The organism is Corynebacterium sp. NML98-0116 (assembly GCF_001767255.1).
GTDB lineage: Bacteria > Actinomycetota > Actinomycetes > Mycobacteriales > Mycobacteriaceae > Corynebacterium > Corynebacterium pseudogenitalium.
Genome location: NZ_CP017639.1, coordinates 1,602,730 through 1,629,553 on the forward strand (window position 1 = coordinate 1,602,730; position 26,824 = coordinate 1,629,553).

Consider the following 26,824-nt stretch of genomic DNA (forward strand, 5'->3'; position numbering starts at 1 on the left):
ACACTAATCGTCGAAGGAGAGCCCGTCCAGATCCCCTAGGGCCTCCGTCATGCTGCGCCCGCGCCGCTTCGGAGGCGCGGCCTGCTTGCCTCCGATTCTTACGCCCTTGTGCGTCACCGCCACGCCAAGATCGCGGAGCCGGAACGCGGGCTCGCCGTTGACGGTTTCGACGTTGAGCGGGCGCATCCTCCCGGCGGCGACGGCATCCGATAGTGCGTCGATGACAAGTGGTAGCGGATCTTCGATGCCTTCCGGGAAGGTCTCGAAGAAGGTGGTGAGCTTCTTGCCGCCACGGGTGATGTGGGCCGCCAACAGCCCGTCCACGAGCACCACCATCGCGCCTGCCGATCTGGTCGGGCCGGTCACGGGCCACGGCAGCGCGGCCCCGTAGGGGTTGGCCGGGTCGGTGGCGGCGAGCACGTACACCTTTGGCTCACGCGCACCCGATGGCCAACCGGCGACGTCGTCGCTGTCCTGCTGGCCACGCAGCCGATCAATCGTCGCAGGGGTGGAGAACTGCGCTGCGCCAAGCCCCTCGATGAGGTAGCCGCGCAGCGCCTTGCCGGAGTCCTCGAACCCGGAGAGCACCTTGTACGCCAACGCGAAGCCGCCGATGACATTCTCTGCGACGACGGCGCCCTTGGTCACCACCCCGTAGCGGTCCAGCCATGCCTCCCCAAGCGCGAGCGAGCGCCGGGTCGGGTCGGTGTCGGGCTGCGGGGTTGCCGCCCACCTCCCCACCATGTCGGGCGGGGCGGTTTGCGTAAACGAGGTCCTCCCGGAACGGATGCGGGAGCGGGACGGTCTACGCTTCGCGCGGTGCGCGGCCTTACCGCCGGCGAGGCGTGCGCGCAGCGGCGCGAAGGAATCCGGTGAAACGTGGCCGGCCTCGACGAGGTCCCACATGGATTCGCGTAGCTCCTCAGAAGTCGTCACTGGCGTGAGCAGGTCGCTGAACAGGTAGCCGCCACCTGCTGCGAGCGTATCCATGATGTGCTGCTGCGTGAGCGACAGCAACGGCGGGTCGACTTGCGGCAAGAGCTGCGCGGCGTAGTCACTCGGCAGCAGCATGATCCACGGATCGTTCGCCCCCGCCGACCCGGCGCCCACAATGATAACCTCGCCGGAGGCAGTCAGCTCGTCCAGCATGATCGGCGAGTAGTCCCCCACCCGCGACGGCAAGATGTGGGACTCCCACGCAGAGGCCGGCAGCCGCACGCCCGCGAGCTGCTCGATGACGGAGTACACCCCGTCGGCGCCGCGTAAGGGAGGCACCGTTCCCGCCGCGGCGACGTTCAACCACGCCGGCAGGAAACGCCCGTACGCCGACGCCGATACCGGCCGGGCCTGCGCCCGCGCGACCGCCAAGGAGCGGGAGCGGATCACGCGCAGGACCTCGTGCGCGACGTATTCCTGGTCGTCAACGCCTTGGCGGAAGCGCCCCTCGATGACGGAGTTGGCGTCGACAAGCGGTTGGAGCACCGCGTAGGCAGCGCCGAGCGCGAGCCCGAAGGCGTCGGCAAGCGCGCGCAGCGTGAAAGGGCCGCGGGTGCGCACCCAGCGGCGCACGAGCTGCGCGAGCGCATCGGGGATGGTGGCCACCTGTGCTGCCACCCCAGGCGGAACCGGCACGCCAAGGCCGTCGCGCAGCAGCGGTGCGTCGAGCACCTGCGCAACGTGTTCCCTGCCGCCGATGCGCACCCGCATCACGCGTGGCCCGAGCGACGCCTCCACCCCCGCGAGCGGCACCGAGGTGTACACCGCGAGCTCGTCCACAGGCACCGGGCCGATCAGGCGCAGGGTGTCGGCGAACTGCTCCGGTGTCTCGGCGCGGCCGACCCGGCGCAGCGACGCGTCCACCTCGGCGATCACCTCCGCGTCCAACAGCTCGCGCAGCTCCACGGTGCCCAACAGTTTGGCTAGCAGTGACGGGTCCAGCGCGAGTGCCGCCGCCCGCTTCTCCGCGAGCGGAGTGTCGCCCTCGTACATGAACGCGCCCGTGTAGTTGAACAGCAGCGAGGAGGCGAACGGGCTCGGCTGCTGCGTGGTCACCTCCGCGATGCGGACCCGGCGCGTCTGCAGGTCACGGATGACTTCTTGCAGGGCGGGCAGGTCGTAGACGTCCTGGAGGCACTCGCGCACCGTTTCCAGGATGATCGGAAACGACGGGTAATTCCGGGCCACATCCAACAACTGCTCGGCGCGCTGGCGCTGCTGCCACAGGGGCGCGCGCTTGCCGGGGTTGCGGCGCGGCAGCAGCAGGGCGCGGGCGGCGCACTCGCGGAACCGGGAGGCGAACAGAGCGGAGTTTCCCACCTGCTCGGTGACGATGTCGGTGATCTCGTCGGCGTCGAATTGGAACAGGGCCCCGGAGGGTTCGTGGTCGCCTTGGGGCAGGCGCAGAACGATGCCGTCGTCGCCGGCCACGGCCTGGGCGTCCATCCCGGTCTCCTGCGCGATCCGCCACCCGGCGGCCAGCGCCCACGCGGCGTTCACACCCTTGCCGAACGGCGTGTGCAGCACCACGCGCCAGTCCCCGAGCTCGTCGGTGAAGCGCTCGAGCACCAGCGTCGTCTCGTCCGGCAGCACGCCGGTGGCTTCCTCTTGCTCCTCAAGGTAGGCCCGCAGATTATCGCGTGCGTACGCATCGAGCGAGTTATCGACGCCCGCTCCGCCTCGCACCTCCCTCCTGAACGCGCCGAGCGCCTTGCCGAGTTCGTACGGGCGCCCGACGCCCTCCCCCGACCAGAACGGCAGCCTGCCGGTATGTCCTGGCGCGGGCGAGACCTGCACTTGGTCGCGCGTGATGTTTTCGATGCGCCAGCTCGTCGCCCCGAGCGTGAACACGTCGCCGACGCGGGACTCGTAAACCATTTCCTCGTCGAGCTCACCGACGCGGCGCGGCGCCCCGCCTTCGGCCTCGGAGCCGACGAGGAACACGCCGAACATGCCACGGTCCGGGATGGTGCCGGCGTTGGTGACCGCGACGCGCTGCGCGCCCTGCAACGCCTTGAGCACGGTGCCGTCGAGCCAGGCACGCGGCTTGAGCTCCGCGAAGTCCGTTGATGGGTACACCCCGGTGACCAGGTCGATGACGGCGTTAAAGACATCCCGGTCGAGTGACCGGTAGGGCCAGGCGCGGGTGACGGTCTCATACCAGTCATCGAGCTCGAGGTCCTCGACTGCCACCGCGGCCACCGTCTGCTGGGCGAGCACGTCCAGCGGGGAACGTGGCGTGCGCAGCTCCTCGATGAGCCCGTCGCGCATCCGCGGCACGGTCACGGCCGTTTGCACCAGGTCGGAGCGGTGCTTCGGATAGAACGAGCCGTGCGAGATCGCGCCCACCGTGTGCCCGGCGCGCCCGACGCGCTGCAGCCCGGAGGCGACCGACGGCGGCGACTCCACCTGGATCACCAGCTCCACCGCACCCATATCGATGCCGAGTTCCAGCGAGGACGTCGACACGACCGCTTTGAGCGTGCCCTCTTTCAGCATCGTTTCCGTCGTGGCCCGCTCGTCTTTGGACACGCTGCCGTGGTGCGCCCGCGCGATCACGGGCGCCGCCTCCCCCGCGAGGTCGACCCCTTTGCCCAGCTGTGCAGGGGGGCGTCGAGTAGCGGGGCTGAGCGCTTCGGGGTCGTGCTCCTTGGCCCACAGCTCGTTGAGCTGGCTGGTGAGCCGCTCCGCCGTGCGTCGCGAGTTCACGAACACGATCGTCGAGCGGTGCGCCATGACCTCCTGGTACACCGATTCCGCGATGTGCGGCCAAATCGACTTCGGCGCCGGCGGCATCAGCGCCGCGGTCTCCCCGTCGAGGTCCAGCGCGTCGTCGACGATGGCGTCCCCAATTGTCGACGCCTCCTCCGGCACCGGCAGGTCACTCATGTCAGCCACCGGCACCCGCACCGCGAGGTCCCAGCGCTTCTCCCCCGGTGGCTGGATGATCGTCGTGCGCGGACCGAGGAAGTCCGCCACGGCCTCCAGCGGGCGCACCGTCGCAGACAACCCGATGCGTTGAAAGTCCCCAGCGATGCGCCCGAGCCGCTCCAGCGACAGCGCCAGGTGCACGCCCCGCTTCGTGCCCGCGAGCGCGTGAATCTCGTCCACGATCACGGTGTCTACGGTCCGCAGGATGCCCGAGGCCTTCGAGGTCAGCATCAAATACAGCGACTCAGGCGTGGTGATCAGGATGTCCGGCGGCTTGCGCACCTGGCGAGACCGCTCCGCTTGCGAGGTATCACCCGAGCGCACCGCCACCGAAACATCCGGTATGTCCAGCCCCATGCGCTGCGCCACGCGCCCAATCCCGCCGAGCGGGGCCCGCAAATTGTTTTCGACGTCCACACCAAGGGCCTTCAGCGGCGAGATATATAAGGTGCGCACCCCGCCGTGGCTGCTGGCGTTCGCCCCATCGATTGGCAGGGCCTGTTGCCCGTCGCGCTCCACGAGCGAATTCAACGACCACAAAAAGGCCGCTAACGTCTTACCGGAACCGGTAGGCGCTACCACCAGGGCGTTGCCGCCGTCGGAAATCGTGGCCCACGCCTGCTCCTGCACTGGCGTTGGCGCCTCGAATACTTCTTCAAACCAGGTCGCCACCTGCGGTTTGAAGCGTTCGAGGATTCCTTTGGCCATGCCCGCCAGAATACAGATAGTGCAGGCAGGCGAAAAGAAATGGTTCCTTTGGCTGGTTTCGCGCTAAAGTCGAAGCCATGACTGCTCAGTATTCAGACTCTCGGCTGACAAACTTAATCGCGCAAGGCACCGGCGAGATCCTCAAGGGTATTCGCGGTGTTGGCCTTCTCCGTGGACGTGAACTTGGAGAAGCCGGCGACGACCTGGCACAGAACTGGATCGCGCGCGTGCTTGAGCAGCACCGCCCGGGCGATGCATTTTTGTCCGAAGAGGCAGCCGATGACCACTCTCGACTCAGCAACAACCGCGTCTGGATCGTTGACCCACTCGACGGCACGAAGGAGTTCGCAACCGGCCGCCAGGACTGGGCCGTGCACATCGCGCTCGTCGAAGACGGCGTCCCTACTCACGCGGCAGTGGGGCTGCCGGACCTCGGCGTCGTATTCAAGTCTTCCGACGTGCGCCACGTCTCGGGGCCGTTCGCGAAGAAGATCGCTATGTCACGCAACCGCCCGCCGGCGATCGCTCCGTTCGTTGCCGATGCCCTCGGCTTCGAAACCAGCCCGGTCGGCTCCGCAGGCGCGAAGGCAATGCACGTCCTGCTCGGTGACTTCGACGCCTACGTACACGCCGGCGGCCAGTACGAGTGGGACCAGGCAGCACCAGTTGGTGTGTCCATGGCTGCGGGCCTGCACTGCTCGCGCCTCGACGGCTCGCCGCTGAAGTACAACAACAAGGACACCTACATCCCAGACCTGCTCATCTGCCGTCCGGAGCTTGCCGACGACATCCTGGAAGCCTGCGCGAAGTACTACGACGAGCACGGCTCCTTCGAAGGGGTCGTCGCGAAGTGAGCCTGGTGACTCCGTACGAAGACCTCCTGCGCGACGTCCTGGAAAACGGCACCGATAAGGGCGACCGCACCGGCACCGGCACGCGAAGCGTCTTCGGCCGCCAGCTGCGCTACGACCTTTCCGAGTCCTTCCCCCTGCTGACCACCAAGAAGGTGTACTTCAAGGGCGTCGTGGGCGAGCTGCTGTGGTTCCTCCGCGGCGACTCCAACGTGACCTGGCTGCAGGAACACGGCGTGCGCATCTGGAACGAGTGGGCCGACGAAAATGGCGAGCTCGGCCCTGTCTACGGCGTGCAGTGGCGTTCCTGGCCCACCCCCGATGGGCAGCACGTCGACCAGATTTCACGGGCGCTCGAGCTTTTGAAGGACGACCCCAATTCGCGCCGCAACCTGGTGTCCGCGTGGAACGTCTCCGAGCTCGAGCACATGGCGCTGCTGCCGTGTCACCTGCTGTTCCAGCTGTATGTAGCTGACGGCAAGCTGAGCCTGCAGGTGTACCAGCGCTCCGCCGACATGTTCCTGGGCGTGCCGTTTAACATCGCCTCCTACGCGCTGCTCGCGCACATGTTTGCACAGCAGGCAGGTCTCGAGGTCGGCGAACTCATCTGGACCGGCGGCGACTGCCACATTTACAACAATCACTTCGACCAGGTGCGCGAGCAGCTCTCCCGCGAGCCTCGCCCCTACCCGCAGCTCAAGCTGCGGAAGGCAGAGTCGCTCTTTGACTACGACTTCTCCGACATCGAAGTCGTCGGCTACGACCCGCACCCGACGATCAAAGCGCAGGTGTCCGTCTAATGCTGGGCGCGATCTGGGCCGAAAGCATCGACGGCATCATCGGCGACGGCGTGGGCATGCCCTGGCACCTGCCTGAGGACCTGCGCCACTTCAAGGAGATCACGCTGGGCCACCCGATCATCATGGGGCGCAAGACTTGGGACCACCTCCCCATCAAGCCGCTGCCGGGCAGGACAAACCATGTGTTGTCCTCGCGCGAGCCCGGCGAGTGGTCCGACGGCGCCTTCGTGTCCCGCGACATCCCAGATTTGAAGACGTCCGCCTGGATCATCGGCGGTGGCCAGATTTACGAAGCAACCATCGACGAAGTAGACGTCATTGAACGCACGATCGTCGATGTCCACGTCGCAGACAAGCTCGGAGCGTCCGCCGTCCGCGCACCCCGCGTCACCGATGACTTCGCTATTGTTTCTGATGGACCGTGGCAAACCTCCGCCAATGGCACCCGTTTCAAGTACCAACGCCTCGAAAGGTTAGGCCCGAAATCATGACCACTCCCGAAACCTCTTCCCACGTCACCATCTTCGCAACCGATTGGTGCCCGTTCTGCAAGAAGCTTCGCGAGCGCCTCGACCGTACCGAAACCCCCTACGACGTCGTTGACGTCGAAGCCGAAGGCGCCGAGGACGCCGCCGCATGGGTCGAGTCCGTCAACGACGGCAACCGCGTCGTCCCCACCGTCCTCTACTCTGACGGCACGCACGCGACCAACCCTGCCGCGTCCGCAGTCCGCGCGAAGCTGCGCGAACTGACGGGCGAAGAGGCCTAACACCCGGGCAAATAGCGATGCCGTCGCGGGCGCCCGCGACTTTGGCATCACTTCTGTCCTGCGGTACTGTTAGTCGAGTTGCCCCAGTAGCTCAGGGGATAGAGCACGGCTCTCCTAAAGCCGGTGTCGGAGGTTCGAATCCTCTCTGGGGCGCAAAACACCCCCGCGGCCTGCGCAAATAGGCTGCGGGGGTTTCGCATTTCTGCAAAGAACGCGAATGCACTAACTTATCTGCCCTCTTTGCGCAAGATTTGGCCGGCCCAGGAACTCCTTGACCACGGTCATCATGTCCGACTTCTTCATGTCCGGCAGGTAACAGTGAATGACTGCCAGCGAGATATTGGCGAGTGACATTTCGTCTTCGTACAGCAGGTACCAGCCTTGGTGCGTCGGGTGGAATTTGTGCTTCGAGGCAGCGAGTGAGCGGAAGCCGTAGAGTGGCTCGATCGTCGCACCGGCCTTATCCAGGATGATTTCTACGAGTGATTCCGGCGCATCCGTTCGAGCCAGCGGCGCTCCGGAGAGGGAGACCCATCCAAGTCCTTGCTCGGCAGCGATGCGGGTGCTTTCCGCGAGAAGGAATTCGATGGCTGGCCGGAACCCGTTCGCGTCGCGGCGCATGAAGTCAAGGGTGTAGCCGACGAGGGCGCCGCCCTCGTAGACGGGCAGCCAGCTTGTTACTGCGTGCAGGCTGCCGTCGTCGCCCACTGCGAGGAGGAGTTTGGTGTCCGGGTCGCGGAGCTCGTCGAGCCCTCCCAGGGTGAAGCCCATTTCTGGAAGCGCTTTATCCGCGACCCATTGTTCTGAGAGCGCGACGATGCGCTCACGCATTTCCACTGGGCTTTCGGCCCAGCTCGTCCACACGGCGCGCACGCCTTCTTTCGCCGCACGGTTGCGCGCGGTTCGGATGTTCTGGAACTTCTTGCCTTTGAACTCGATGTTGTCCGTCAACAACATGGATTCTTCGGCGACGTGGATGCGTCGGAAGTCGGGGCGAGCAAAGGTGCCAGGCACTGAGTACCACGCGACTCTCCAGCCTTGACGTGCGGCAAACTCTTCAAACGCAGTGGCAACGGCTTCTTCCGTCATCGTGCCGCAGTGCACGGGACTTCCGACCGTGACAGCGACGTTGTAGGAGACGCGGTACGCGACGACGCCTTCTCCGTCGCCGGAGTCCGTCCCGCAGAAAAAGTAGCGGTTTCTTTCCCACAGCCCCATCCACGCGAGGTGGTCACCGGACCCATGGACCAGAATCTCCCGGGCTCGCTGGCGGTCCTGCGCGTGTGCTTCGGACGGCGGCGCGGACAGTACCTCAAACAGTGCAATCAGCGCGGTAATCCAGAATATGATTCCCACCCATTCGTAGAAGATCCACGCCACGGAGCTGATGGGGAACGCATGCGTTGGAGCCAGCACAGCTACCACGGGTGGGAGGTACCTGTTCGGCAGCTCAGCAAGCAGCGCGCTTATCGACGCTCCTCCGAGGATGCCGTCTCGCACAACCCAGGCTCCGCAGGTCCACAGTGCTGCGGTTGCTAACCACGTCCCTCCTATGATCGCCGCGCCACGGTACCAGTTGGACGGAACCGTGAACCGGCGGCGAGTGGCAATGAGGACTGCAATGGTGACCAGCCACGGGAGAACTACCAGTATTGTGTTCACAGCGGTAGAGCCGTCTGCTCCCCCACCGATTGTTTGCCAGCAGATCACCGCAATGGATCCAACGCTGACGAGGATGGCTGCCCACCATGCCAGTTTCCTGCCATGCACGAGCCCCAGCGCAAGGATGGCTGACAAAACGATAGGCAGGGCATTCATCAGCAAGGGACCGAGGCCATGTTGACTGTTTACCGCCATCGCTTCCGCGCAGGCGACGGATGTAGCGTCAGCGCACCGCTGGGCTACTAAATGCCCTGCGACTGTCGGCTCCCACATCAGCTTGCTCGCTCCTGCGAAAGGCCCCTGTGCAGCGGGGTTGATCGCCGTGATAACTGGCCCGATTGCAACACTGAGAAACAGGGCAGCCACCAGGACCCGTGATTCACGCAGCGACATTCTGCGTGGGGTACCAGTGTCCGTGACAAGGACGCCCGCGACGGCCCCTGCGACAATGGCGACAAGTGCAACGACGCCTGAGAGTGAGCCGTCGTAGAGCACAAGGGTCGCCATCATCGCAAGCATCACGAGGCGGAGGCGGCGTCGCCACAGCACGCCCATGAAGGCAGTGGCGAATGCGGCGGGCCCGAAGATCCACGCGACCGGAGACACAAAGGTCTCGTTGGCAAGGTCTGGGCCCCACAGGTTAAAGCCTGCTCGCTCGATGGCACTACCGATGATGAAGCCGAAAGGAAGCGCTACAAACTCGGAAGCCGTCGCCACAACCGCGAAGCGAGCAGAGCCAAGTCGCACCTCGGCTGGAACTGCGAATAGCAGCGCTGCGACAGTGGCCAGGATGAGCCCGACGAGGTTACCTGCGGTCAGCCCTGCGGTGGCCCAGTGCCAAAGGTCGGGATCAACGGGAAGGCGCAATCCGAAAGCCTCCCGCGGGGCCGCACCCGACAATACGCAGGCTAAATACGCAGCCCAAGCGATACTCAAGAGGCCGAGCGTGACTGGAACTTTCCTCAAACAGGTGCTGATCAAGTGTTTCATTGAATTCCTCCGCGTTGAGCAACGAAGTCAATGTCTTGGCGCAACGCCACTCGCCACACTTCGAAGCTGTGCCCACCTGGCAGCGAGCGAAATGTGGTGCTCATTCCGGCTTTCTTCGCGAGCTCGTTTTGGTGCGGAAGCGCTGCCATAGCCTCTTGGTCACGCTTGCCGGCGGCAAACCTGCCAGCGATTCCCTTGTAGGTCACAGTCCCGATTGCCTCCTGAAGGAGCGTTTCCGGGTTCACGGATTGGAACGCGGCCTCGTCGCCGCCGAACAGCACGTCGACGGTCCGTTGGTGCCCGCCTAGGTTCGGTTCGGCCTCACCCGAATAGTCGAGGAACGTCCCGTAGGCCGTGGGATCGTTGGTAATCACTTGGAGTGCGCACGTGCCGCCGTAGCTTAACCCACCGATTGCCCACGTGCGTTGGTCTTCTTTCACACGGAAATTGTCCTTGACCAGCTGTGGAATTTGCTGGGCCAGGTAGGTTTGGATTTGCAGATCCGGGCCGTCCACGCACCCGGGATTCCCCGTGGTTGTTCCTGTGCCGTCCGCGCTGACGACAATGGGGGCTACGCCGTCGTGTGCAACTTGGTAGTCGTCGAGCGTCTGTTGCGCCCCGCCTTCGTCAAACCACCGGATTGGGCTGCCGGGGCTTCCCGCGAGCAGCACGAGGACCGGTAGGTGCTCGCCATGCCAGTAGGCGGGCGGAACGTACACAATTGCATCGCGCAGCGGTGGGGCAGGCAGGGTCACTAGGGCGCCCACTTCCCTGCCGTCGAGGGTCGGGGCGGTCGTCGTTTCGCGGAACTGATCCAAATTCATGGACACGGTGACCGGGACCGGGCGGAAGGACCCGAGGGTCGGGTACTGCTCATAAACAAGGTTGACCGCGAGGTACGCCAGCATCAAAGGAATCACTGCGAGCGGGGCGAGGCGCCACCGCCACCGCGGCGCCAAGAAGATGGTCGCCACCACGAACACGGCAGCTGCACAGCTGGCGTAGATGTGCCACGGAATTGCATCCGGGAACGGCTTCGGCCACACCGTGAGCAACAGGTACGCCGCTGCGAGCAGCGCTGCCGCGATTGCGAGTGCAATGCGCCGGTGCTGACGGCCGTACCACAACGCGACAACCACGGAAGCAGCTAAAGAGAGGTAGATCGCCCAGGTCGCGCCTGTGCTGACCACGGATAACGAACGGATTGCATCCACGGCGAGTAGTTTAAGACGCTATGGCGTTGCTTTCCTACGTGCCACGGATACTTCCATCCCCTTCAACAGCGAACTCCCAGACAACAGGCCGCATCGTTGTGGCCCTCCATGGCACTGGCTCCTCCCCTTTTGTCTTCCGCCGCCTTGCACACGCACTGGAAAAACATGGGATTGGGTTGATTGCGCCTGGCTACGGCCATCGGGCAACGGCAGGTATCGACGCCTCGTCCCAAGAGATTGCGGCGTTCCTCGACAGCCTGGCTGCGCAGCAGGTCGATGTTGTGGGGCACTCGTATGGCGCGCTGATCGGGCTGAGGGCTGTTCAGCTGAGCGCAATCGCCGCGCGCTGCGGCACGATCGTGGGCCTCGGAGCCTCGTGGCGTGGCACGCACGGCATTGCGCGTCTGTTTCCGCCTGGACTTGTTCGGGCAGTGGTTGGCGACGCGTTCGTCGAATTGGAGCATTTCCGGGAGGAGCCAGTGGCCCCTTCCGGTACCGAAATCGTCTCCATCGTTTCGGATGCTGACCGCATTGTTCCAGCGTGGTCGTCACGGTGGGGAGACGTGATCGAGGTGTCTGGTGTATCGCATGCGGCGCTGGCGTTGCGGACGAATGAGATCCTGGCGGCGCTCGGGGTATGCCCTTCCGGCACCGACTGAACAGCAACAACCCTACATTGTTGATACGTCACCAATAATCACCTACACTCGCACCTGCAATCATTTTTGATGACACGTCAACGACAGTAGGAATCATGTCTCAGCTCACCGGTACATACAAGCTCGACCCGGCACACTCCTCCATCGGCTTCACCGTCCGCCACGCGATGGTGACGAAGGTCCGCGGCGAGTTTACCGACCACGACGCCACCATCACGCTCACCGACGATCTGGCAGCAAGCACGGCACAGGGCACGGTCCGGACCGCGAGCGTCGATACCCGAAACGAGGACCGCGACGCACACGTGCGCGGCGAGGACTTCTTCGATGTGGAGAAGCACCCGGAAATGACGTTTACCTCCACGGCATTCAACGTAGATAATGCCGGCAACGGCACCGTCACGGGTGATCTGACCATCAAGGGCACCACGAAGCCAGTCACGTTCGAGGTTGAGACCTTCGGCGTCGAGGGGGACCCGTTCGGTAACACGCGCATCGGGTTCGAGGCCAGCACGTCAATTAACCGCACCGATTTCGGCATCGATTTCCAGGCCCCGCTCAACTCGGGCGGCATGCTCGTGAGTGAGAAGGTCGCCATTGAAATTGAGGGCTCCGCGATCAAGCAGAGCGCCTAGTCTCTGCCGTACCATCGAGGCATGAGTGCTTCGAAGATCCCAACCATGTCGGTCCCCGTACAGGACTCCCGCGGGCCGTACGTCCTCGGCATCGACGTCGGCTCTACCGCGAGCCGCGGCGGCCTTTACGACGCCACCGGCCGCCCCGTCAAGGGCGCGAAGCAGCGCGTTGCGCACGCGTTTACTACCACCGCTGACGGCGCGAGCACCATCGACGCCGACCAGGTCGTCGCCGAGGTCCGCAAGGTTATCGACGACACCGTCGCGTTCGCCGCAGCGCATGACCTGCGCATTGAGGCCGTCTGCATGGACTCGTTCGCCTCGAGCCTCCTCCTTGTCGACGCCCACGGCGACGCCCTGACCCCGCTGTACACCTACGCCGATTCGCAATCCCGCGACTACGTCGAGCAGCTCCGCAACACAATCGACGAGGCCGAGTACCACCAGCGCACCGGCGTGCGCCTCCACACGAGTTACCACCCGGCGCGCCTCGCCTGGGCAAAGGAGCAGCTGCCCGAGTTTGCGCGCGCAGCCACGATCATGACGATCGGCGAGTACGTGTACCACAAGCTCGCGGGCATCCATGGCCTGGCCGTCTCTACCGCGGCGTGGTCGGGCGTCGCCAATGCGCACACGGGGAAGCTCGACACCGAGATTCTCGACGCCATCGACATCCCGCACGACATGATCCAGCCGCTGCGCTTCCCCGACGAACCCGACTACCCGGATGACACCGCGTGGCCCGCGCTCAATGGGGTTGCGTGGTTCCACTGCATCCCAGACGGCTGGCCGTCCAATGTCGGCCCCGGCGCGACCGGCCCCGACACTATCGCGGTAGCCGCGGCGACCTCCGGCGCGATGCGCGTCATACTCCCGGAGGTGCCAGCTCGCATCCCAGAGGGACTGTGGTGCTACCGCATCGCACGAGACAAGGCCATCTTGGGCGGCGCGCTCAACGACGTCGGGCGTGCCGTCACCTGGCTCGAGGAAACCATCCAGCCGGTGGCCCCGGATGAGATCGCCGCGGTGCTGTCTGCCGGCCCAGAGCGCGCCCCGCTAGTGCTGCCGTTCTTTACCGGCGAGCGCTCCACCGGCTGGGCCGCGAGCGCGCAAGCGCAGCTCTTGGGCGTCACCGCGGCAACTACACCGGCTGATTTGTGGCGGGGCGTGTTTGAAGGCATCGCGATGTCGTATCTTCGCGTCTACGAGCAGCTCAAGGAGGCAGGCGCACTCCCCGAGCGCGTGGTCGCCTCCGGGCGCGTCACGGCCGACCACCCGGCGTGGCTGTCGGTGCTCGCCGATGCGCTTGGTTGCGACGTCGTCCCCCTGGAGATGAAGCGCGCCACCCTGCGCGGTACCGTGCTCATCGCGCTGGAAGACATCGCCCCTGAAGTAAAGAGAGCGACCCCGCCGTTCGGCCAAGGACACCGCAACGTGGATGCACACGCCGAGTACTTCAGGGAGCTCCGCGACCGCTTCGAGGCTGCGTACCGCACGTTAGTTGTACAGTAGCTCTACAATCAGTCTGATTGTCTCAGTACTGTTCTCACAAGGGAGCTTCGTTGGCACGCCACGCAACCCAGTCATCGCCATCCCCGCTGCGCACGGCACGCGGCGCGCTCGTAGCGTTCCTCGCGATTGCGGGCATCGCCACGGTAGTGGGCCTCGCCCTACTGTGGCCGGGCGGCAAGCAGCCAGAGGTCCTGCCCGGGTTTGAGCAGACCCAGACGTCAACGGCGGAAACCGTCAAGGCAACCGTCATTGAGCACTCGGTGGCTCCCTGTGGTGGCGTCGCAACGCCGAACCACCCTGAGTGCGACTTCCTGCGCGTCGAGCTCAAGTCCGGAGGCACCACCACGATCGAGACAGCGCAGCAGCCGGGCACCCCGGAGCTTTCGGTCGGCGACCGCGTGGTGCTCTCGGTGCACCACAGCCCCGAGACTTCGTACTCCTTCCTTGACATGGATCGCTCGATACCGCTTGGGCTGTGGCTCGCACTCACGCTGCTGGTCGTCGTCGTGGTTGGGGCATGGCGCGGGGTGCGCGCGATTTTCGGCCTACTGTGCACCTTGCTCGTCATCTTCGGCTTCCTGGTCCCCGGGCTGCTGCTCGGCTACAGCCCCGTAGGGCTTTCCCTGGTGACAGGGGCGGCGGTGCTCTTCCCTGTCATCTTTGTTGTGCACGGCAGGAATTGGAAGTCCGCGTCAGCCCTGGCTGGCACCCTGACCGCGCTGGGGCTCGCGGCACTCGCCGCGCACCTCGCCATCGATACGACGCAGCTGCGCGGCCTTGCCGACGAAAACAACCTCCTCATCCACATGTACCTCCCCCAGGTGCAAGTGCCAGGCATCATGCTCGCCGGATTCATCATCGGCGCCCTCGGCGTGCTCACCGACGTCACCATTGCGCAGGCTTCAACGGTGCAGGAGCTGTATGAGACTTCGCCCGACGCCCGGCCCCGCACCGTGTTCACCTCCGCGATGAAGGTCGGCCACGACCACATTGCGTCGATGGTCTACACCCTGGTCCTGGCGTATATGGGCGCTGCCCTCCCCCTGTCGATGCTGCTCCAGGTCGCCGACCGGCCGCTGACCCAGGTGCTCACCTCCGACGTGGTGGCCACCGAGATCATGCGTTCGAGTATCGGCGCGATCGCGTTGGTCCTGGCAGTGCCGATCACCACGGCGATTGCCGCGTGGACAATCCGCGCTCCCCAACCCCAACAGTAATGTTGCTAGAGTTACGGGTGTGACTACTTTTAATCGACGCCGCTTCCTTCAAACCACCGCACTCGCTCTCGCGGGCGCAACCCTTGGCTCCACCGCGCAAGCCCACGCCCAGGGCCGCATCCTCGGCACCGTGATCGACTACGCGGGCGGGGTTCCGTCCGGTCGCGCAGTAAAGGCCGCCGGGCACCTCGGCGCTGTCCGCTACGTGTCGGAGCGCCGCCCCGGCGCGAACTGGATGCTGGGCAAGCCCGTCACGCTGGGCGAAACACAGGACTTCGCCGCGAACGACCTCGCCACGGCGTCCGTCTACCAGTTCGGCCGTGCCGAGACCGCCGACTGGCTCGGCGGCGCCGCTGCTGCCGCCCGCCACGCACCGGAGGCGATGCGCCTCCACGCCTCCGCCGGCGGCCCAACCGGCCGCCCGATCTACATCTCGATCGACGACAACCCCTCGCGTTCCCAGTACCTGAACCAGATCCGCCCCTACCTCCGGGCGTTCTCCGCGGCGCTGACGCTTGGCGGCTACCAGACCGGTGTATACGGAAACATCAACGTGATCCAGTGGTGCATCGAGGACGGCATCGGCTCGTTCTTCTGGCAGCACGACTGGGGCTCCGGCGGCAAACTGCACCCGCGCGCAAACATCCACCAGAAAGCAAAGTGGACCGGAGTGATCGACGGCGTCACGGTGGACATCAACAACGTCTACAGCGCCGATTGGGGCCAGTGGACCCCTGGGCGACGTGGCCCCGGCTTCACCCTTGGCGACCTGGGCAGCTCCCAGCTTTCATCACGCTTTGATTGGCGCGCGCTGCTGCCGAAGTAGCGTCACGCAAAGTAGCGTCACCAGGACATGGCAAAACCCCGGTGCACAGAGCGTAAAGGCTCGCCGCACCGGGGTCCTTGCGTTTGTGCTAGCTAGGGTCTCCCGGGAACTCGCGCGGGTCATTCGACATCCGCTCGCCGCTCAACGCGTCGAGCGCTGCGATATCTTCCTGCGAAAGCTCGACCTCGACCGCCCCGAGATTCTCCTCGAGGCGAACTGGATTCGCCGTCTTCGGCACAACCGAGCATCCCAGGCTCATCACGTACGCGAGCGCAATCTGCGCCGGGGTCCGGCCATGCTTCTCGGCGAGGCGAGTAAACACCGGATCGTCAAGGTTCGCGCCTCGCGCGAGCGGCGCCCACGCCTCGGTGACAATCCCCTTTTCCTGGTGGTAGGCGCGCAGCTCCTGCTGAGTAAACCCTGCGTGCAGCTCCACCTGGTTGAGCACTGGCGCGACGCCGGTGTGCGCGATGATCTCATCGAGCACCTCTTCATAGAAGTTCGCCACGCCTACCGACTGCAACCGGCCCATGCCCTGCAGCTGCACCAAAGATTCGTACGCTTGCACGAAGGTCCCGTGCTGCGGCCACGGCCAGTGCACGAGGAAGAGATCGATAAACTCGAGCCCCATCCGCTGCAGCGACTCCTCGTAGGCTTCCGCTGCACGAGTCTGGTCATCGTTCCATAGCTTCGAGGTGATGAATAGCTCTTCGCGAGTCACATCACCGGCCGCAATCGCGTCGGCGACCGCGCGCCCAACCTGCTCCTCATTGCCGTAAAAGGAGGCAGTGTCGATGTGGCGGTAGCCCAACTCAATAGCTCGCCGCACGATGTTGACGCAGTCTTCACCTTGCAGCTTGTAAGTGCCCAGACCTAGCAGCGGAAAATCATAACCGTCGTTGAGTGTTGTCACTGGAATGCGCATATCGAATCCTTAGCGCGCGTCAAGCAGGTCGATAATGAACACCAGCGTCAGGCCGGAGAGCGGGTGGCCGCCACCAGCAGGGCCGTACGCCTTCTCCGGCGGAATCGTCAGCTTGCGGCGACCGCCAACCTTCATCCCCGGGATGCCCTCTTGCCAACCCGCGATGAGGCCAGCCAACGGGAACTCCGCGGCCTCGCCGCGGTCCCACGAAGAGTCGAACTCTTCACCGGTTGCATAGTCAACACCCAGGTAGTGCACCTGCACATAACCGCCTGCTACAGCTTCGGCTCCGTCGCCGACTACGAGATCCTCGATGACAAGGTCCGTTGGGGCAGGTGCTTCAGGTACCTCAATCGTGGGCTTTTCCATACGTGAATACTCCTTGCGTCGTTCATTCATGGCGAAACCGCCGGGTACATATCCCCAAAGTATAAAGGAAGATACGTACCCGGCGGTGAACGCTAGAGATTATCGCTGGTCACGCGGCACAAAGTCGCGCTTCGTGTAGCCGGTGTAGATCTGGCGTGGACGGTTGATCTTGGAGTTCATCGCCAGCTGCTCGCGGTACTGTGCGATCCAGCCCGGGAGACGGCCGATGGCGAAGAGCACGGTGAAGAAGTCCGTCGGGAAGCCCATCGCGCGGTAGATCAGACCGGTGTAGAAGTCTACGTTCGGGTAGAGCTTGCGCGAGATGAAGTAGTCGTCCTTCAGCGCGATCTCCTCGAGCTTCATCGCCAGGTCCAGGAGCTCGTCGCCACCGAGGTGCTCCAGCACCTCGTGTGCGGTCTCCTTGACGATCGCTGCGCGTGGGTCGTAGTTCTTGTACACGCGGTGGCCGAAGCCCATCAGGCGGACGCCCTTTTCCTTGTTCTTCACGCGGTTCATGAAGTCGGTGGCGTCGCCGCCGTGGTTGTCCTTAATGTCCTCGAGCATCTCGAGCACAGCCTGGTTTGCACCACCGTGCAGCGGGCCTGCCAGCGCGTTGATGCCGCCTGCAATGGAGACGAACATGTTCGCCTGCGCGGAAGCAATCATGCGGACCGTGGAGGTGGAGCAGTTCTGCTCGTGGTCTGCGTGCAGAATCAGCAGCTTGTCCAGAGCCTTCACCAGGATCGGGTCGACCTCGTACGGCTCGGTTGGGTAGCCGAACATCATGCGGAGGAAGTTCTCGCGTGCGTTCAGCGAGTTGTCTGGGTACATGTACGGCTTACCGCGGGATGCACGGTATGCGTACGCCGCCAGCATCGGCACCTTCGCCATCAGGCGAACGGTTGCCTTGTCCAGCTGCTCCTCGTCGAGCGGATCCAGCTGGTCCTGGTAGTAAGCAGAAAGAATGTTCACGGACGACGCCAGCACCGCCATTGGGTGTGCGTTGCGCGGGAAGACGTTGAACGCGGCCTTGAAGTCTTCGTCGAGAAGCGTGTGGTGACGAATCTCGGAGTTGAACTTCTTGTACTCATCCGTCGTTGGAAGCTCGCCATTGATGAGGAGGTACGACACCTCGTTGAACGTTGCATTCTGCGCCAGTTCAGCGATGTCGTAGCCGCGGTAACGCAGAATGCCGTTGGCGCCATCGATGTAGGTGATCTTCGACTCGGTCGAGCCAGTGGACACGTAGCCCGGATCGAAGGTGACAAGCCCAGTCTCCCCGAGGAGGTTGCCTAGCACCACTCCGTCGTTGCCCTCGGTGGCGGACTTGATGTCCATTTCGAATTCGCCACCTGGGTAGTGAAGTACAGCTTTGTCTTGACCTTCAGAAGCCATAGCAAACCTTTCTCAGAAGTTTCGGAAACCCTATTCCTTGCGGGATGCAAGGAGGTTGCAATTTACTCCCGCAATGCTAGCAAAAAATGTGACTCGCCCGACACAACTCAATAAATCTATTGACCACCACACCCCCATTTGTTCGATTTTCAAGCATCCGGAAAAGAGCTGGCGAAAGGCGCCCCGGGCGCGTCGTTGGGTAATAAGATGCAGTGAGACGCGAGTGGCGTCGTCAAGTTTCTCTACCCCCTGTTACAGGAAAGGCTGTCATGCAAACATTTCCGGTTCTTCCCCCAGCTCTGCTTCCTAGCGATGGGCGTTTTGGCTGCGGCCCTTCAAAGGTTCGCCCGGAGCAGCTAGAGGCTATCGCGAAGGGCGCGGACATCATTGGTACCTCTCACCGCCAGCCAGCTGTGAAGAATCTTGTGGGTGAGGTCCGCCAAGGTTTGCACGACTTCTTCAGCCTTCCGGAAGGCTACGAAATCGTGTTTTCGCTCGGAGGCGCGACCGCCTTTTGGGACGCCGCTACCTTCGGCCTCATCGAGACGAAGTCTGCACACCTGACGTTCGGTGAGTTTTCTGGAAAGTTTGCGAAGGCCTCGGCCGCCGCACCATGGCTGGCTGATCCGCAGATCGTGGACTCCGCACCCGGCACCGCACCTTCGCCGCACGAGCTCGACGGCGCTGACGCCGACGTCGTTGCGTGGGCACACAACGAGACTTCCACCGGCGCGATGGTCCCAGTTCGCCGCCCGGACACCGATGCACTCGTAGTTATCGACGCTACCTCCGGCGCCGGCGGCCTCCCCGTCAATGTGCACGAGGCGGACGTCTACTACTTCTCGCCACAGAAGTGCTTCGCTTCTGACGGCGGCATGTGGTTCGCCGTGATGAGCCCAGCCGCCCTGGAGCGCATTGAAAAGATCCAGGCGTCTGGCCGCTTCATCCCCGCGTTCCTGAACTTGCAGACGGCCGTCGATAACTCACGGAAGAACCAGACGTACAACACCCCGGCAATCAGCCCTCTGTTGATGCTGGCGGAGCAGGTTCGTTGGATGAACGAGCTCGGCGGGTTGGATGCGATGGTTGCTCGCACGACGGCTTCGTCCTCCCTGCTGTACAAGTGGGCTGACAACCACGAGTTTGCAACACCGTTCGTCGAGGACCCTGCTGCCCGTTCCAAGGTCGTCGGTACGATCGATTTCGACGAGCGCATCGACGCAGCTGAGCTGGCTAAGGCGCTTCGCCAGAATGGTTACCTGGATACGGAGCCGTACCGCAAGCTTGGCCGCAACCAGTTGCGCATCGGTCTGTTCCCTGCAATCAAGTCCGAGGACGTCAAGCATCTGACCAAGTCTATTGACTATCTGATCGAACAGGGCGTGGGCCAGAAGTAGTCCAGAACAAATGGGCTAAGCTGGTGGAGGTATTTGTCAGCGGAAAGGAGCCACATGCGCGAGTTGTACCTCATGGATGAGGAGTCCACGGAGACGTTCTTCGTCCTCCGAGATGACGAGGGCATCCGTTACCAGCTCGCGCGTTCCGAGATGCAGGCCGTGGCTGAGGAGGAATCCATCAAGCCTGAGCTTGAGGTTGCACCGGACGCGCAGGAACCATCCGCTGACGCTGACAATGCACTCGGTGACGAGCACTCCGAGGACGCAGCGGAGACAGCCTCCGAGGAGAAGCCCCGCAGCCTGCCGGAACCGGACCCGCTGTACTCCACCCCGCTTTCGATGCGCCCGAACCAGATCCAGGCGCGCATCCGCTCCGGCACCCAGCCGTCCGAGTTGGCTGAGGAGATGGGGGTGGCTGAAAGCCGGATCGACCCGTACGCCCACCCGGTGCTCCTGGAGCGCTCGCAGGTTGCCGAGGCCGCAAAGCAGTCGCACCCGATGCGCGAGGACGGCCCAGCGAAGCTGACGCTGTTCGAAATCCTCGCCACCGCATTCGCTGCCCGCGGGCATTCGCTTAGCGACGCCACCTGGGACGCAACCCGTGAGCCCGGCGATGACTGGGTGGTGCATGTCCGGTGGCAGGCAGGCTTAAGCGAAAACGAGGCCTTGTGGTCCTTCCACCGCCAGATGGGTTCCGCACCGACGACGGAGGCGCGAAACTCCATCGCTGCAGACCTCACAGACCCGGATTTTGTGCAGCCAGTTCGTTCACTCACGGCTATCGATCAAGACGTCGATGAGGGCGAAGACGCCACCGATGCCCCCGCTGCTTCGGACGAGGATGCAATCGCGACCGGTGACTTCTTGCAGCACCCGGATGAGGCACCGCAGCCGCAGAAGAGGCGTCGAAAAGCTGTAACTCCGCACTGGGAAGATGTCCTGTTGGGGGTCCGAACAAACACGAAGCGGCCGCGAAAGTAGGGCCCCGCTATGTCTCATAACGCCGTGGTTACCTGCTGGTTTGTCAACGTCGCACACCCGGAGGACGTGCTCGAGGGCGAGCCGAAGGCGGACCGTGGGTTCGGCCGAAAGCTGCTCGCACAGGTTAACCCGGCGTGGCCTATTACCCCGATTGGCCAGTTCCCGCTGAATCGTTCCTCGGTTCCTGGTGTGGACGAGTATTACATCGCGGGGTACCCGGGAGTTGCGGTTGTCCGTTTCTTTGTCACGGACGCCGAGCGCATCAGCGAAACCGCCAAGGCGCTGCGCACCGCACTGCCTAGCGCTGACACCTACGTCTACGCGGAAGGCACCGATTCGGACTACGCGGCGATCGCCCACTACCAGGGTGAGACGTTGCGCCGCGCGTTCTCTGCCACCCGCGACCACGTCTTCGAGGACGTCGGCTTGCCGGACCCGTTCGAGGCCCCGTACTGGGCCGGGGAAACCGCACCCCAGCTCGGCGGCATTTCGCTACCGTTCGAGCCGCCAGCGCTGATGCGCGAGGCTGAGCGCGCGTGGTTGGGTATCGAGGTCGGCGAGGACGGTCCGGATGTGCACATCATCGGCTACGCGGTGGATGGCCGCCCGGAGCCGAAAGTCGAGGCTCCTGCCCCACGCACCAAGACTGTCAACGAGGTGGCGGCGAAGTTCGCCGAGCAGACCAACACGTACGACGACTACGAGCAGCACGACGAAGAGGCAGAGCGTGACGAGTTTTCCGAGCTTGCCGACGCCTCCGTCGCAGCAGCAAAGCGCGTTGGCCGCGGGCTACGTCGCCGCGCCCGCGACCTAAAGGCTACGATTGCGGAGAAAATCCGCCACGCAGACCGCGGCTGATGAGGTCACGCTGGCGCTCGTAGAACGCAATCGCCGCAGCCGTGGCCACGTTGAGTGAATCCGTTCCGGGCGCCATGGGGATTTTCGCGCGCACATCGGTCGCGCGCATTGCGTGCTGCGTGAGCCCAGGGCCTTCCCCACCGACGAGAAATGCCACCTTCTCGTGATCGTTAAATGCCTCTGAGAGGTACACGGCATCGTCCGCAGGGGTCAGTGACACCAGCCACCAGCCCTGTTCCTGCAGCTGTGCGAGCTCGCGCTGCCACGTGGTTGGGGTGCCGCCAAAGTGCGCAAACGGGGTGCGAAGCACATGGCCCATCGATACGCGGACGCTGCGCCGGTAGAGCGGGTCGGCGGTGGCGGCACCGAACAGCACGCCATCAACGCCCATGCCGGCGGCGTTGCGGAAGATGGAACCGATGTTCTCGTGGTCCCCTACTCCCTCAAGAATTACCAGGGTGCGGGCATCTGCCACGACGTCTTCGACGCTCAGCGGTTCGGGTTTATCCGCGGAGACTAACAGCCCACGGTGCATGTCGTAGCCGGCGACCTCCCCCATCACTGCGCGGCTGATCTCGTAGACCGGTATTCCTTCCGCTTCGAGGCGCTCGCCGTACTGCTCCAAAAAAGATTGGAGGCGGCCACCGAAGCCGAACACCGCGCGGACAGGAAAGCGGGACTCCACAAGGCGTCCCGCAACAAGAGGCCCCTCCGCAAACACCAGGCCTTTCTCGCGGTCTGAGTGCTTCAGGTCGCGGATATCGTCAAGCCGGGGGTCGGAGGGGTCGTCGATAACTATGCTCACGCTTTACGAGATTAGCGACATCAACGGTCCTTGTGCGAAATAGATCAGGAACAGCGCAGAAATCAGCCACATGATCCAGTGAATGTCCTTGCGCTTGCCAGCGAAGAGCGCCATCACGGTAAACGCGATGAAGCCGACGCCGATGCCGTTGGCAATCGAGTAGGTCAGCGGCATCATGATGATGGTTAAGAAGGCCGGGAAGGCAACGTCGAAACGGGTCCAGTCGATGTTGCTGACCTGCATCATCATCAGCGCGCCAACCACGACGAGGACCGGTGCGGCGGCCTCGATTGGGACGATTTCGTACAGCGGGGTGAGGAACATCGCCAGCAGGAACAGGATGCCGGTGACCACGTTTGCGAGGCCGGTGCGGGCGCCGTCAGCAATGCCGGCGGACGAGTCCACGAACACCGTGTTCGAGGAACCAGAGAACGCGCCACCGACTACTGCGCCGAAGCCTTCAACAACGAGGGCTTTCTTCATGCCTGGCAGGTTGTCGTTCTCGTCGGTCAGGCCGGCCTGGCGGCCGAGCGCCGTCATGGTGCCCATTGCGTCGAAGAAGTTCGCCAACACGAGGGTGAAGACCAGGAGGCTGGCGGCGACGACACCGACCTCAACGAAGGCACCAACCATGTCGATTTTGCCCACGAGGGACAGATCCGGGATGCCACCCAAGGAATCCGGAAGCGCAGGGACCGCGAGCGACCAGCCGTGGTCATTCTCAGCGGACGAGCCTGCACCGACGAAGGACTCCACAATCATCGAGATGATCGTCGTCGCGACGATGCCGATGAACAGCCCACCCGGAATGTTCCGGATCACCATGAAGCCACAGATGAGCAGGCCGATGACAAACACAGCCGTCGGCCACGAGGCGATCGAACCACCGAAGCCCAGCTGCACCGGGACAGTGGTGTGTGCCTCGTCAGGGATGCGGCGCACGAACCCGGCGTCCACCAGGCCGATCATCGCGATGAACATGCCGATGCCGACACTCATTGCCACCTTCATCGAGTTCGGGATGGCCTCAAAGACGGCGGTACGGAACCCGGAAATCGCAAGAATGCAGATGATAATACCGTCAATCACGATGAGGCCCATGGCCTCTGGCCAGGTCAGGCCCTGTTGCCCAACGAGTGTCACTGCAACGAGTGTGTTCAGGCCAAGGCCCGCAGCGATACCAAACGGGTATTTAGCAATAACGCCGAACAAGATACACATCACACCGGCGGCAAGGGCCGTCACCGCAGCTACCTGCGGGATACCAAGCACGACACCTTCGCGGTCGGGGCTCGTGCCCAGGATCAGAGGATTCAGGAGCACGATGTACGCCATCGCAAAGAAGGTCACGATACCGGCGCGGATTTCGCGGCCGACGCTCGAGCCTCGCTCACTGATATGGAAGAATTTATCAAGCCCGCTAGCGGGCTGCTTCGTTGAAGATTCGCTTGGAATACTCACTGCGAAGATCCCCTTTAGTTCGTTGAGGAAGTTATGAAAGAGAGCAAAGTTGTTGCATGCATCGGCTGAAATCTATCTGCCAAAAGCCTGCAATAGACTTTTACCTTAGTGCACACACTTCCTAATAATCTCGACTTGGAGCCCAAAGTGGATGTATTCAGCTTTGTCATTTCGCAAGGCATGGTTGCAGATGCGGATCTGCTCACTTCGAAGCTTCGCGGCTGCGGCATCTCGCACTCGGAGTTTGAACGCCTCCGCGTTACGGTCAGCCAGGTTATGGGCCCTCGCAAAGCAGTCGTCCACGTCAGGGGAGACCATGTGTCCTTGACGCTTCGCCCGGCGCCTGCGCCCTCCACGGAGATCACCATGTTCGCGGAGCCAATCCGGGATCAGCGCGCGCAGCCGAACAGGCACGGGCCGGACCTCGGGTGGCAGTTGCACGCATCGGCAACGCTGGGCACCAACGACGGATTGCTTGCCGACGCCAGCGGCCGCATCATCTCCGCACTCCTCCAACCACTGATCACATTTCCAAGCGCCACGCAGGCGGTCTTCTCCGGGCACCCTGCTACCGCGGGGTCATACGCGCTGGAGGGGGTTGTGCGTGTGTTGGAGGAGGCGGGCGTCGAAACGCATGAGGCGCACGACGGCTTCTCACGCTTCGATCTGATGCACCAGGAGACGTGGGCCGTCGATGCTGTGCAGGGTGCCCGGCTTGTCGAGCAATGGCAGGAGTATGGCACACCCAAGCCTGGCCCCCGAATGATTTCGCGCGGTTTACTGCCGACGCACCGCGAGATCAATGAAACCCGGCGGCTGCGGGCATCACTGCTCTAGCGGGTTACTTCCCGTCGTGGCGCGGCGCCTTGGTATCTGCGTGGGCACCGCAGCCGTAGGATGCAGCGACGATGCGGCCATCAGCTGAGTATTCGTTGGTGCACACTCCGAAGTTCTCCCCCACTGGGTGCTCCATTGGAATGTAGAACGCGCAGGTCCGGCAGTGCAGCGTTGCCTGCTCGGCGAACGCAGAATTAGGGCCAAACTTGCCCTTCCGCCACCGCGTCTTCGCCGCATTGAGGCCTTCTTGCGTGAGGTAGTGGTCAGTTTCCCTGCCTGGGAACGTCACTGCATCCTTTGCAAAGGAGTCTGTGGTCAGGCGCTCGTCGTCAGGCGCTGGCTCCATGATGTCGCCGGGGCCGAGGTCGCCGGGGCGAAGACGCTCGGAGTACGGCACCCAGTCCGGCGCCTGCAGCGCGTCGCGAGCCGGCATGAGCGCGACCTCGTTGACGGTCACCCATGTTGAGCCCGTGGCACACGCGACGACCGCGTTCCATTCCCACCCGTTGTAGCCAGGCACGCTCGCTTCGAAGCGGTGCGTGGCCACGTTGCTCGAGAGCCCAGCGACACCGATGTGCGCGCCGACCTCGCCTTCCGCGATCTCGAGGATGGCCTCTCGCGCGACCTCAATTGCTTTGTCGCTCAGCAGTGGTGAAGAGTTCTTGTTCTGAGACACGCTCTCCATTATGGCCCATTTCTGGGGAAATGCTGCATGATGGACGTATGCGTGTTCACTCCCGACGGTTTTGGTCCATCCTGATGTGTCCTTTGGTGCTGCTCACCGTGAGTGGTTGCGATGAAGCTGCCACCGAGGTGGAGCAGCTGAAACCCGAAATCGTACAACGCTACGACTACGACCCTGCCCTGTTCACCCAGGGCCTCGAAGTCGATGAGGACGGCACGCTCCTCGTCAGTACCGGCCAATATGGAGCGTCCGGCATGTATCGGCTCACGACAGAAGGCGACGTGTTGGGCGAGGTTGCCTTGCCGGACGTGTTCTTCGGCGAAGGCATGACCCGCGTCGGAGATTCGGTTTGGCAGCTGACGTGGCAGGAGGGCACCGCGTTTCGCCGCGATGCAGCGTCCCTAGCAACTGTCGATACCGCCCACTACGACGGCGAAGGGTGGGGGCTGTGCGCCACCGATGATGCACTTATTTTCTCCGACGGTTCCGCCGAGCTGCGCCGCATGGACCCGGACACGCTCGCCGAGCTTGCGCGGTTCGAAGTCACCGACCAAGGCAAACCCGTCGAGGGTCTCAACGAGTTGGAGTGCGTCGGCGACGACGTCTACGCAAACATCTTCACAACCACCGACATCGTGCGTATCGACGCCACCTCCGGCCACGTCACGGCCAGGATCGATGCGTCGTCTCTTCCCAACAACGCCGACGAAGACATAAACAATGTGCTCAACGGGATCGCGCATATCCCTGGCACCGACGAGTTTTACCTCACCGGCAAGCGTTGGCCTGACCTCTACCGCGTCCGGCTGGTCCCGTCCCAGTAGAATTTCGCTCATGACTGCTTCCCGCCGTGCTTCCTCTCGCCTTGCACTCCAACTCGGTGCGACGGTTCTCGCCGTCGCTATCCTGCTCGCTGGGGTGTACGCGTTCATGAACTGGCAGCGCTCGCAGCCAGGTCTTCCCGTAGAAGACCTTCGGATTCACGTCACTGCATCCGACGGCGAGCACGAGATCGCCCCTTACACGCTCTGCCCCCTCGATGAGCAATGTGACGGCGGTGAGCCACCGGCACTCACACGTGATGGCTCCGACGAACTCACATTCCGCATCGACCCAGATATCGCTGCGGGCAGCTGGCGCCTCCTCCTCATTTACGACGACCCCTCCGCCAACGAAGAGCGCCTCCACCAGGCTGGCGAGACCACCGAAGAGACCGCTCCTGCCGTCAAAGAAGGCGGGGCAAAACTCCTCGTTGCTGAAGTCTCGACGCTGGCCGTAAAAAATGACGACCACGGGGAAGAAATCCCGGTGGTCGCCACATGGTCGGTCGCGTTTGAATAA

The 26,824-nt window shown here is 63.5% G+C and carries 24 protein-coding genes and 1 tRNA gene; 16 read left to right on the forward strand and 9 right to left on the reverse strand.

The window, feature by feature from the left end:
- Positions 1–3: 3 nt before the first annotated feature.
- Complete coding sequence (locus BJP05_RS07295) at positions 4–4,635, reverse strand: ATP-dependent helicase (RefSeq protein WP_070362841.1); 4,632 nt, start codon at positions 4,633–4,635, stop codon at positions 4–6.
- A 77-nt stretch (positions 4,636–4,712) separates the two neighbouring features.
- On the opposite strand from BJP05_RS07295, the gene BJP05_RS07300 reads away from it, so the two are divergent.
- The 5 genes from BJP05_RS07300 (at position 4,713) to BJP05_RS07320 (ending at position 7,208) form a co-directional block, all read left to right on the forward strand.
- Positions 4,713–5,489, forward strand: a complete 777-nt coding sequence (locus BJP05_RS07300; RefSeq protein WP_070362842.1) for a 3'(2'),5'-bisphosphate nucleotidase CysQ — start codon at positions 4,713–4,715, stop codon at positions 5,487–5,489.
- Positions 5,486–6,286: a thymidylate synthase gene (locus BJP05_RS07305; RefSeq protein WP_070362843.1), complete on the forward strand. Its 801-nt coding sequence runs from the start codon at positions 5,486–5,488 to the stop codon at positions 6,284–6,286. Before BJP05_RS07300 ends, BJP05_RS07305 begins: the two co-directional genes overlap by 4 nt.
- A complete protein-coding gene (locus BJP05_RS07310) occupies positions 6,286–6,777 on the forward strand; it encodes a dihydrofolate reductase (RefSeq protein WP_070362844.1) in 492 nt (163 codons plus the stop codon). Before BJP05_RS07305 ends, BJP05_RS07310 begins: the two co-directional genes overlap by 1 nt.
- Positions 6,774–7,055 carry a mycoredoxin gene (locus BJP05_RS07315; RefSeq protein WP_070362845.1) on the forward strand — a complete coding sequence of 94 codons (282 nt, stop codon included), beginning with the start codon at positions 6,774–6,776 and terminating at the stop codon, positions 7,053–7,055. Before BJP05_RS07310 ends, BJP05_RS07315 begins: the two co-directional genes overlap by 4 nt.
- Before the next feature lie 80 nt (positions 7,056–7,135).
- Positions 7,136–7,208: transfer RNA gene (locus BJP05_RS07320), tRNA-Arg, on the forward strand.
- Between the two features lie 69 nt (positions 7,209–7,277).
- Here the strand turns inward: BJP05_RS07320 and BJP05_RS07325 are convergent.
- A complete protein-coding gene (locus tag BJP05_RS07325) occupies positions 7,278–9,653 on the reverse strand; it encodes a bifunctional lysylphosphatidylglycerol flippase/synthetase MprF (RefSeq protein WP_168156193.1) in 2,376 nt (791 codons plus the stop codon).
- Between the two features lie 50 nt (positions 9,654–9,703).
- Positions 9,704–10,921 (reverse strand): alpha/beta hydrolase family protein, encoded by a 1,218-nt coding sequence (locus BJP05_RS07330; RefSeq protein ID WP_070362847.1) that lies wholly within the window; start codon positions 10,919–10,921, stop codon positions 9,704–9,706.
- A gap of 20 nt (positions 10,922–10,941) precedes the next feature.
- Between BJP05_RS07330 and BJP05_RS07335 the strand changes: the two genes are divergently transcribed.
- The 5 genes from BJP05_RS07335 to BJP05_RS07355 all read left to right on the forward strand — a co-directional run bounded on the left by BJP05_RS07335 (position 10,942) and on the right by BJP05_RS07355 (position 15,770).
- Positions 10,942–11,580, forward strand: coding sequence for a triacylglycerol lipase (locus BJP05_RS07335; protein ID WP_070362848.1), 639 nt, complete (start codon positions 10,942–10,944; stop codon positions 11,578–11,580).
- Positions 11,581–11,675: 95 nt separating this feature from the next.
- Entirely contained in the window at positions 11,676–12,215 is a 540-nt protein-coding gene (locus BJP05_RS07340; RefSeq protein ID WP_070362849.1) for a YceI family protein, read from the forward strand.
- 21 nt (positions 12,216–12,236) lie between these two features.
- On the forward strand, positions 12,237–13,727 hold the full coding sequence (locus tag BJP05_RS07345; protein WP_070362850.1) for a gluconokinase: 1,491 nt from the start codon (positions 12,237–12,239) through the stop codon (positions 13,725–13,727).
- 50 nt (positions 13,728–13,777) lie between these two features.
- Positions 13,778–14,944, forward strand: a complete 1,167-nt coding sequence (locus tag BJP05_RS07350) for a YibE/F family protein (protein ID WP_070362851.1) — start codon at positions 13,778–13,780, stop codon at positions 14,942–14,944.
- 19 nt (positions 14,945–14,963) lie between these two features.
- Positions 14,964–15,770, forward strand: a complete 807-nt coding sequence (locus BJP05_RS07355) for a DUF1906 domain-containing protein (RefSeq protein ID WP_070362852.1) — start codon at positions 14,964–14,966, stop codon at positions 15,768–15,770.
- An 88-nt stretch (positions 15,771–15,858) separates the two neighbouring features.
- Here BJP05_RS07355 and BJP05_RS07360 read toward each other — a convergent pair whose 3' ends face one another.
- The 3 genes from BJP05_RS07360 to BJP05_RS07370 form a co-directional block, all read right to left on the reverse strand.
- Entirely contained in the window at positions 15,859–16,695 is an 837-nt protein-coding gene (locus BJP05_RS07360; protein ID WP_070362853.1) for an aldo/keto reductase, read from the reverse strand.
- A gap of 9 nt (positions 16,696–16,704) precedes the next feature.
- Positions 16,705–17,064 (reverse strand): FKBP-type peptidyl-prolyl cis-trans isomerase, encoded by a 360-nt coding sequence (locus BJP05_RS07365; RefSeq protein WP_070362854.1) that lies wholly within the window; start codon positions 17,062–17,064, stop codon positions 16,705–16,707.
- Positions 17,065–17,163: 99 nt separating this feature from the next.
- Entirely contained in the window at positions 17,164–18,459 is a 1,296-nt protein-coding gene (locus tag BJP05_RS07370; protein WP_070362855.1) for a citrate synthase, read from the reverse strand.
- Positions 18,460–18,728: 269 nt separating this feature from the next.
- Between BJP05_RS07370 and serC the strand changes: the two genes are divergently transcribed.
- The 3 genes from serC to BJP05_RS07385 are packed head-to-tail and all read left to right on the forward strand — an operon-like array spanning position 18,729 to position 21,695.
- Positions 18,729–19,856 (forward strand): phosphoserine transaminase, encoded by a 1,128-nt coding sequence (gene serC / locus BJP05_RS07375; RefSeq protein ID WP_070362856.1) that lies wholly within the window; start codon positions 18,729–18,731, stop codon positions 19,854–19,856.
- Positions 19,857–19,910: 54 nt separating this feature from the next.
- Complete coding sequence (gene sepH / locus BJP05_RS07380; protein ID WP_070362857.1) at positions 19,911–20,837, forward strand: septation protein SepH; 927 nt, start codon at positions 19,911–19,913, stop codon at positions 20,835–20,837.
- A 9-nt stretch (positions 20,838–20,846) separates the two neighbouring features.
- Positions 20,847–21,695 (forward strand): hypothetical protein, encoded by an 849-nt coding sequence (locus tag BJP05_RS07385; protein ID WP_070362858.1) that lies wholly within the window; start codon positions 20,847–20,849, stop codon positions 21,693–21,695.
- Here BJP05_RS07385 and BJP05_RS07390 read toward each other — a convergent pair.
- Both BJP05_RS07390 and BJP05_RS07395 read right to left on the reverse strand, forming a co-directional pair.
- Positions 21,655–22,494, reverse strand: a complete 840-nt coding sequence (locus BJP05_RS07390; protein WP_070363559.1) for an RNA methyltransferase — start codon at positions 22,492–22,494, stop codon at positions 21,655–21,657. The two genes, BJP05_RS07385 and BJP05_RS07390, sit on opposite strands and share 41 nt — an antisense overlap.
- 9 nt (positions 22,495–22,503) lie before the next feature.
- Positions 22,504–23,961, reverse strand: a complete 1,458-nt coding sequence (locus BJP05_RS07395; RefSeq protein WP_240492729.1) for an NCS2 family permease — start codon at positions 23,959–23,961, stop codon at positions 22,504–22,506.
- A 135-nt stretch (positions 23,962–24,096) separates the two neighbouring features.
- Here BJP05_RS07395 and BJP05_RS07400 point away from each other — a divergent pair, with 135 nt between their 5' ends.
- On the forward strand, positions 24,097–24,798 hold the full coding sequence (locus tag BJP05_RS07400) for a hypothetical protein (RefSeq protein ID WP_168156194.1): 702 nt from the start codon (positions 24,097–24,099) through the stop codon (positions 24,796–24,798).
- A 4-nt stretch (positions 24,799–24,802) separates the two neighbouring features.
- On the opposite strand, the gene BJP05_RS07405 is transcribed toward BJP05_RS07400, so the two are convergent.
- Positions 24,803–25,474, reverse strand: a complete 672-nt coding sequence (locus BJP05_RS07405; RefSeq protein WP_369822037.1) for a DUF3027 domain-containing protein — start codon at positions 25,472–25,474, stop codon at positions 24,803–24,805.
- A 47-nt stretch (positions 25,475–25,521) separates the two neighbouring features.
- Here BJP05_RS07405 and BJP05_RS07410 point away from each other — a divergent pair, with 47 nt between their 5' ends.
- Positions 25,522–26,307, forward strand: coding sequence for a glutaminyl-peptide cyclotransferase (locus BJP05_RS07410; RefSeq protein WP_070363560.1), 786 nt, complete (start codon positions 25,522–25,524; stop codon positions 26,305–26,307).
- 10 nt (positions 26,308–26,317) lie between these two features.
- A complete protein-coding gene (locus BJP05_RS07415; protein WP_070362862.1) occupies positions 26,318–26,824 on the forward strand; it encodes a DUF2771 domain-containing protein in 507 nt (168 codons plus the stop codon).

Bases quoted from the DNA above. Each gene is read 5' to 3' on its own strand.
- BJP05_RS07295 (WP_070362841.1), bottom strand. From the start codon at position 4,635: ATGGCCAAAGGAATCCTCGAACGCTTCAAACCGCAGGTGGCGACCTGG.
- BJP05_RS07300 (WP_070362842.1), top strand. From the start codon at position 4,713: ATGACTGCTCAGTATTCAGACTCTCGGCTGACAAACTTAATCGCGCAA.
- BJP05_RS07310 (WP_070362844.1), top strand. From the start codon at position 6,286: ATGCTGGGCGCGATCTGGGCCGAAAGCATCGACGGCATCATCGGCGAC.
- BJP05_RS07315 (WP_070362845.1), top strand. From the start codon at position 6,774: ATGACCACTCCCGAAACCTCTTCCCACGTCACCATCTTCGCAACCGAT.
- BJP05_RS07335 (WP_070362848.1), top strand. From the start codon at position 10,942: ATGGCGTTGCTTTCCTACGTGCCACGGATACTTCCATCCCCTTCAACA.
- BJP05_RS07340 (WP_070362849.1), top strand. From the start codon at position 11,676: ATGTCTCAGCTCACCGGTACATACAAGCTCGACCCGGCACACTCCTCC.
- BJP05_RS07345 (WP_070362850.1), top strand. From the start codon at position 12,237: ATGAGTGCTTCGAAGATCCCAACCATGTCGGTCCCCGTACAGGACTCC.
- BJP05_RS07360 (WP_070362853.1), bottom strand. From the start codon at position 16,695: ATGCGCATTCCAGTGACAACACTCAACGACGGTTATGATTTTCCGCTG.
- BJP05_RS07365 (WP_070362854.1), bottom strand. From the start codon at position 17,064: ATGGAAAAGCCCACGATTGAGGTACCTGAAGCACCTGCCCCAACGGAC.
- BJP05_RS07370 (WP_070362855.1), bottom strand. From the start codon at position 18,459: ATGGCTTCTGAAGGTCAAGACAAAGCTGTACTTCACTACCCAGGTGGC.
- serC (WP_070362856.1), top strand. From the start codon at position 18,729: ATGCAAACATTTCCGGTTCTTCCCCCAGCTCTGCTTCCTAGCGATGGG.
- sepH (WP_070362857.1), top strand. From the start codon at position 19,911: ATGCGCGAGTTGTACCTCATGGATGAGGAGTCCACGGAGACGTTCTTC.
- BJP05_RS07385 (WP_070362858.1), top strand. From the start codon at position 20,847: ATGTCTCATAACGCCGTGGTTACCTGCTGGTTTGTCAACGTCGCACAC.
- BJP05_RS07410 (WP_070363560.1), top strand. From the start codon at position 25,522: ATGCGTGTTCACTCCCGACGGTTTTGGTCCATCCTGATGTGTCCTTTG.
- BJP05_RS07415 (WP_070362862.1), top strand. From the start codon at position 26,318: ATGACTGCTTCCCGCCGTGCTTCCTCTCGCCTTGCACTCCAACTCGGT.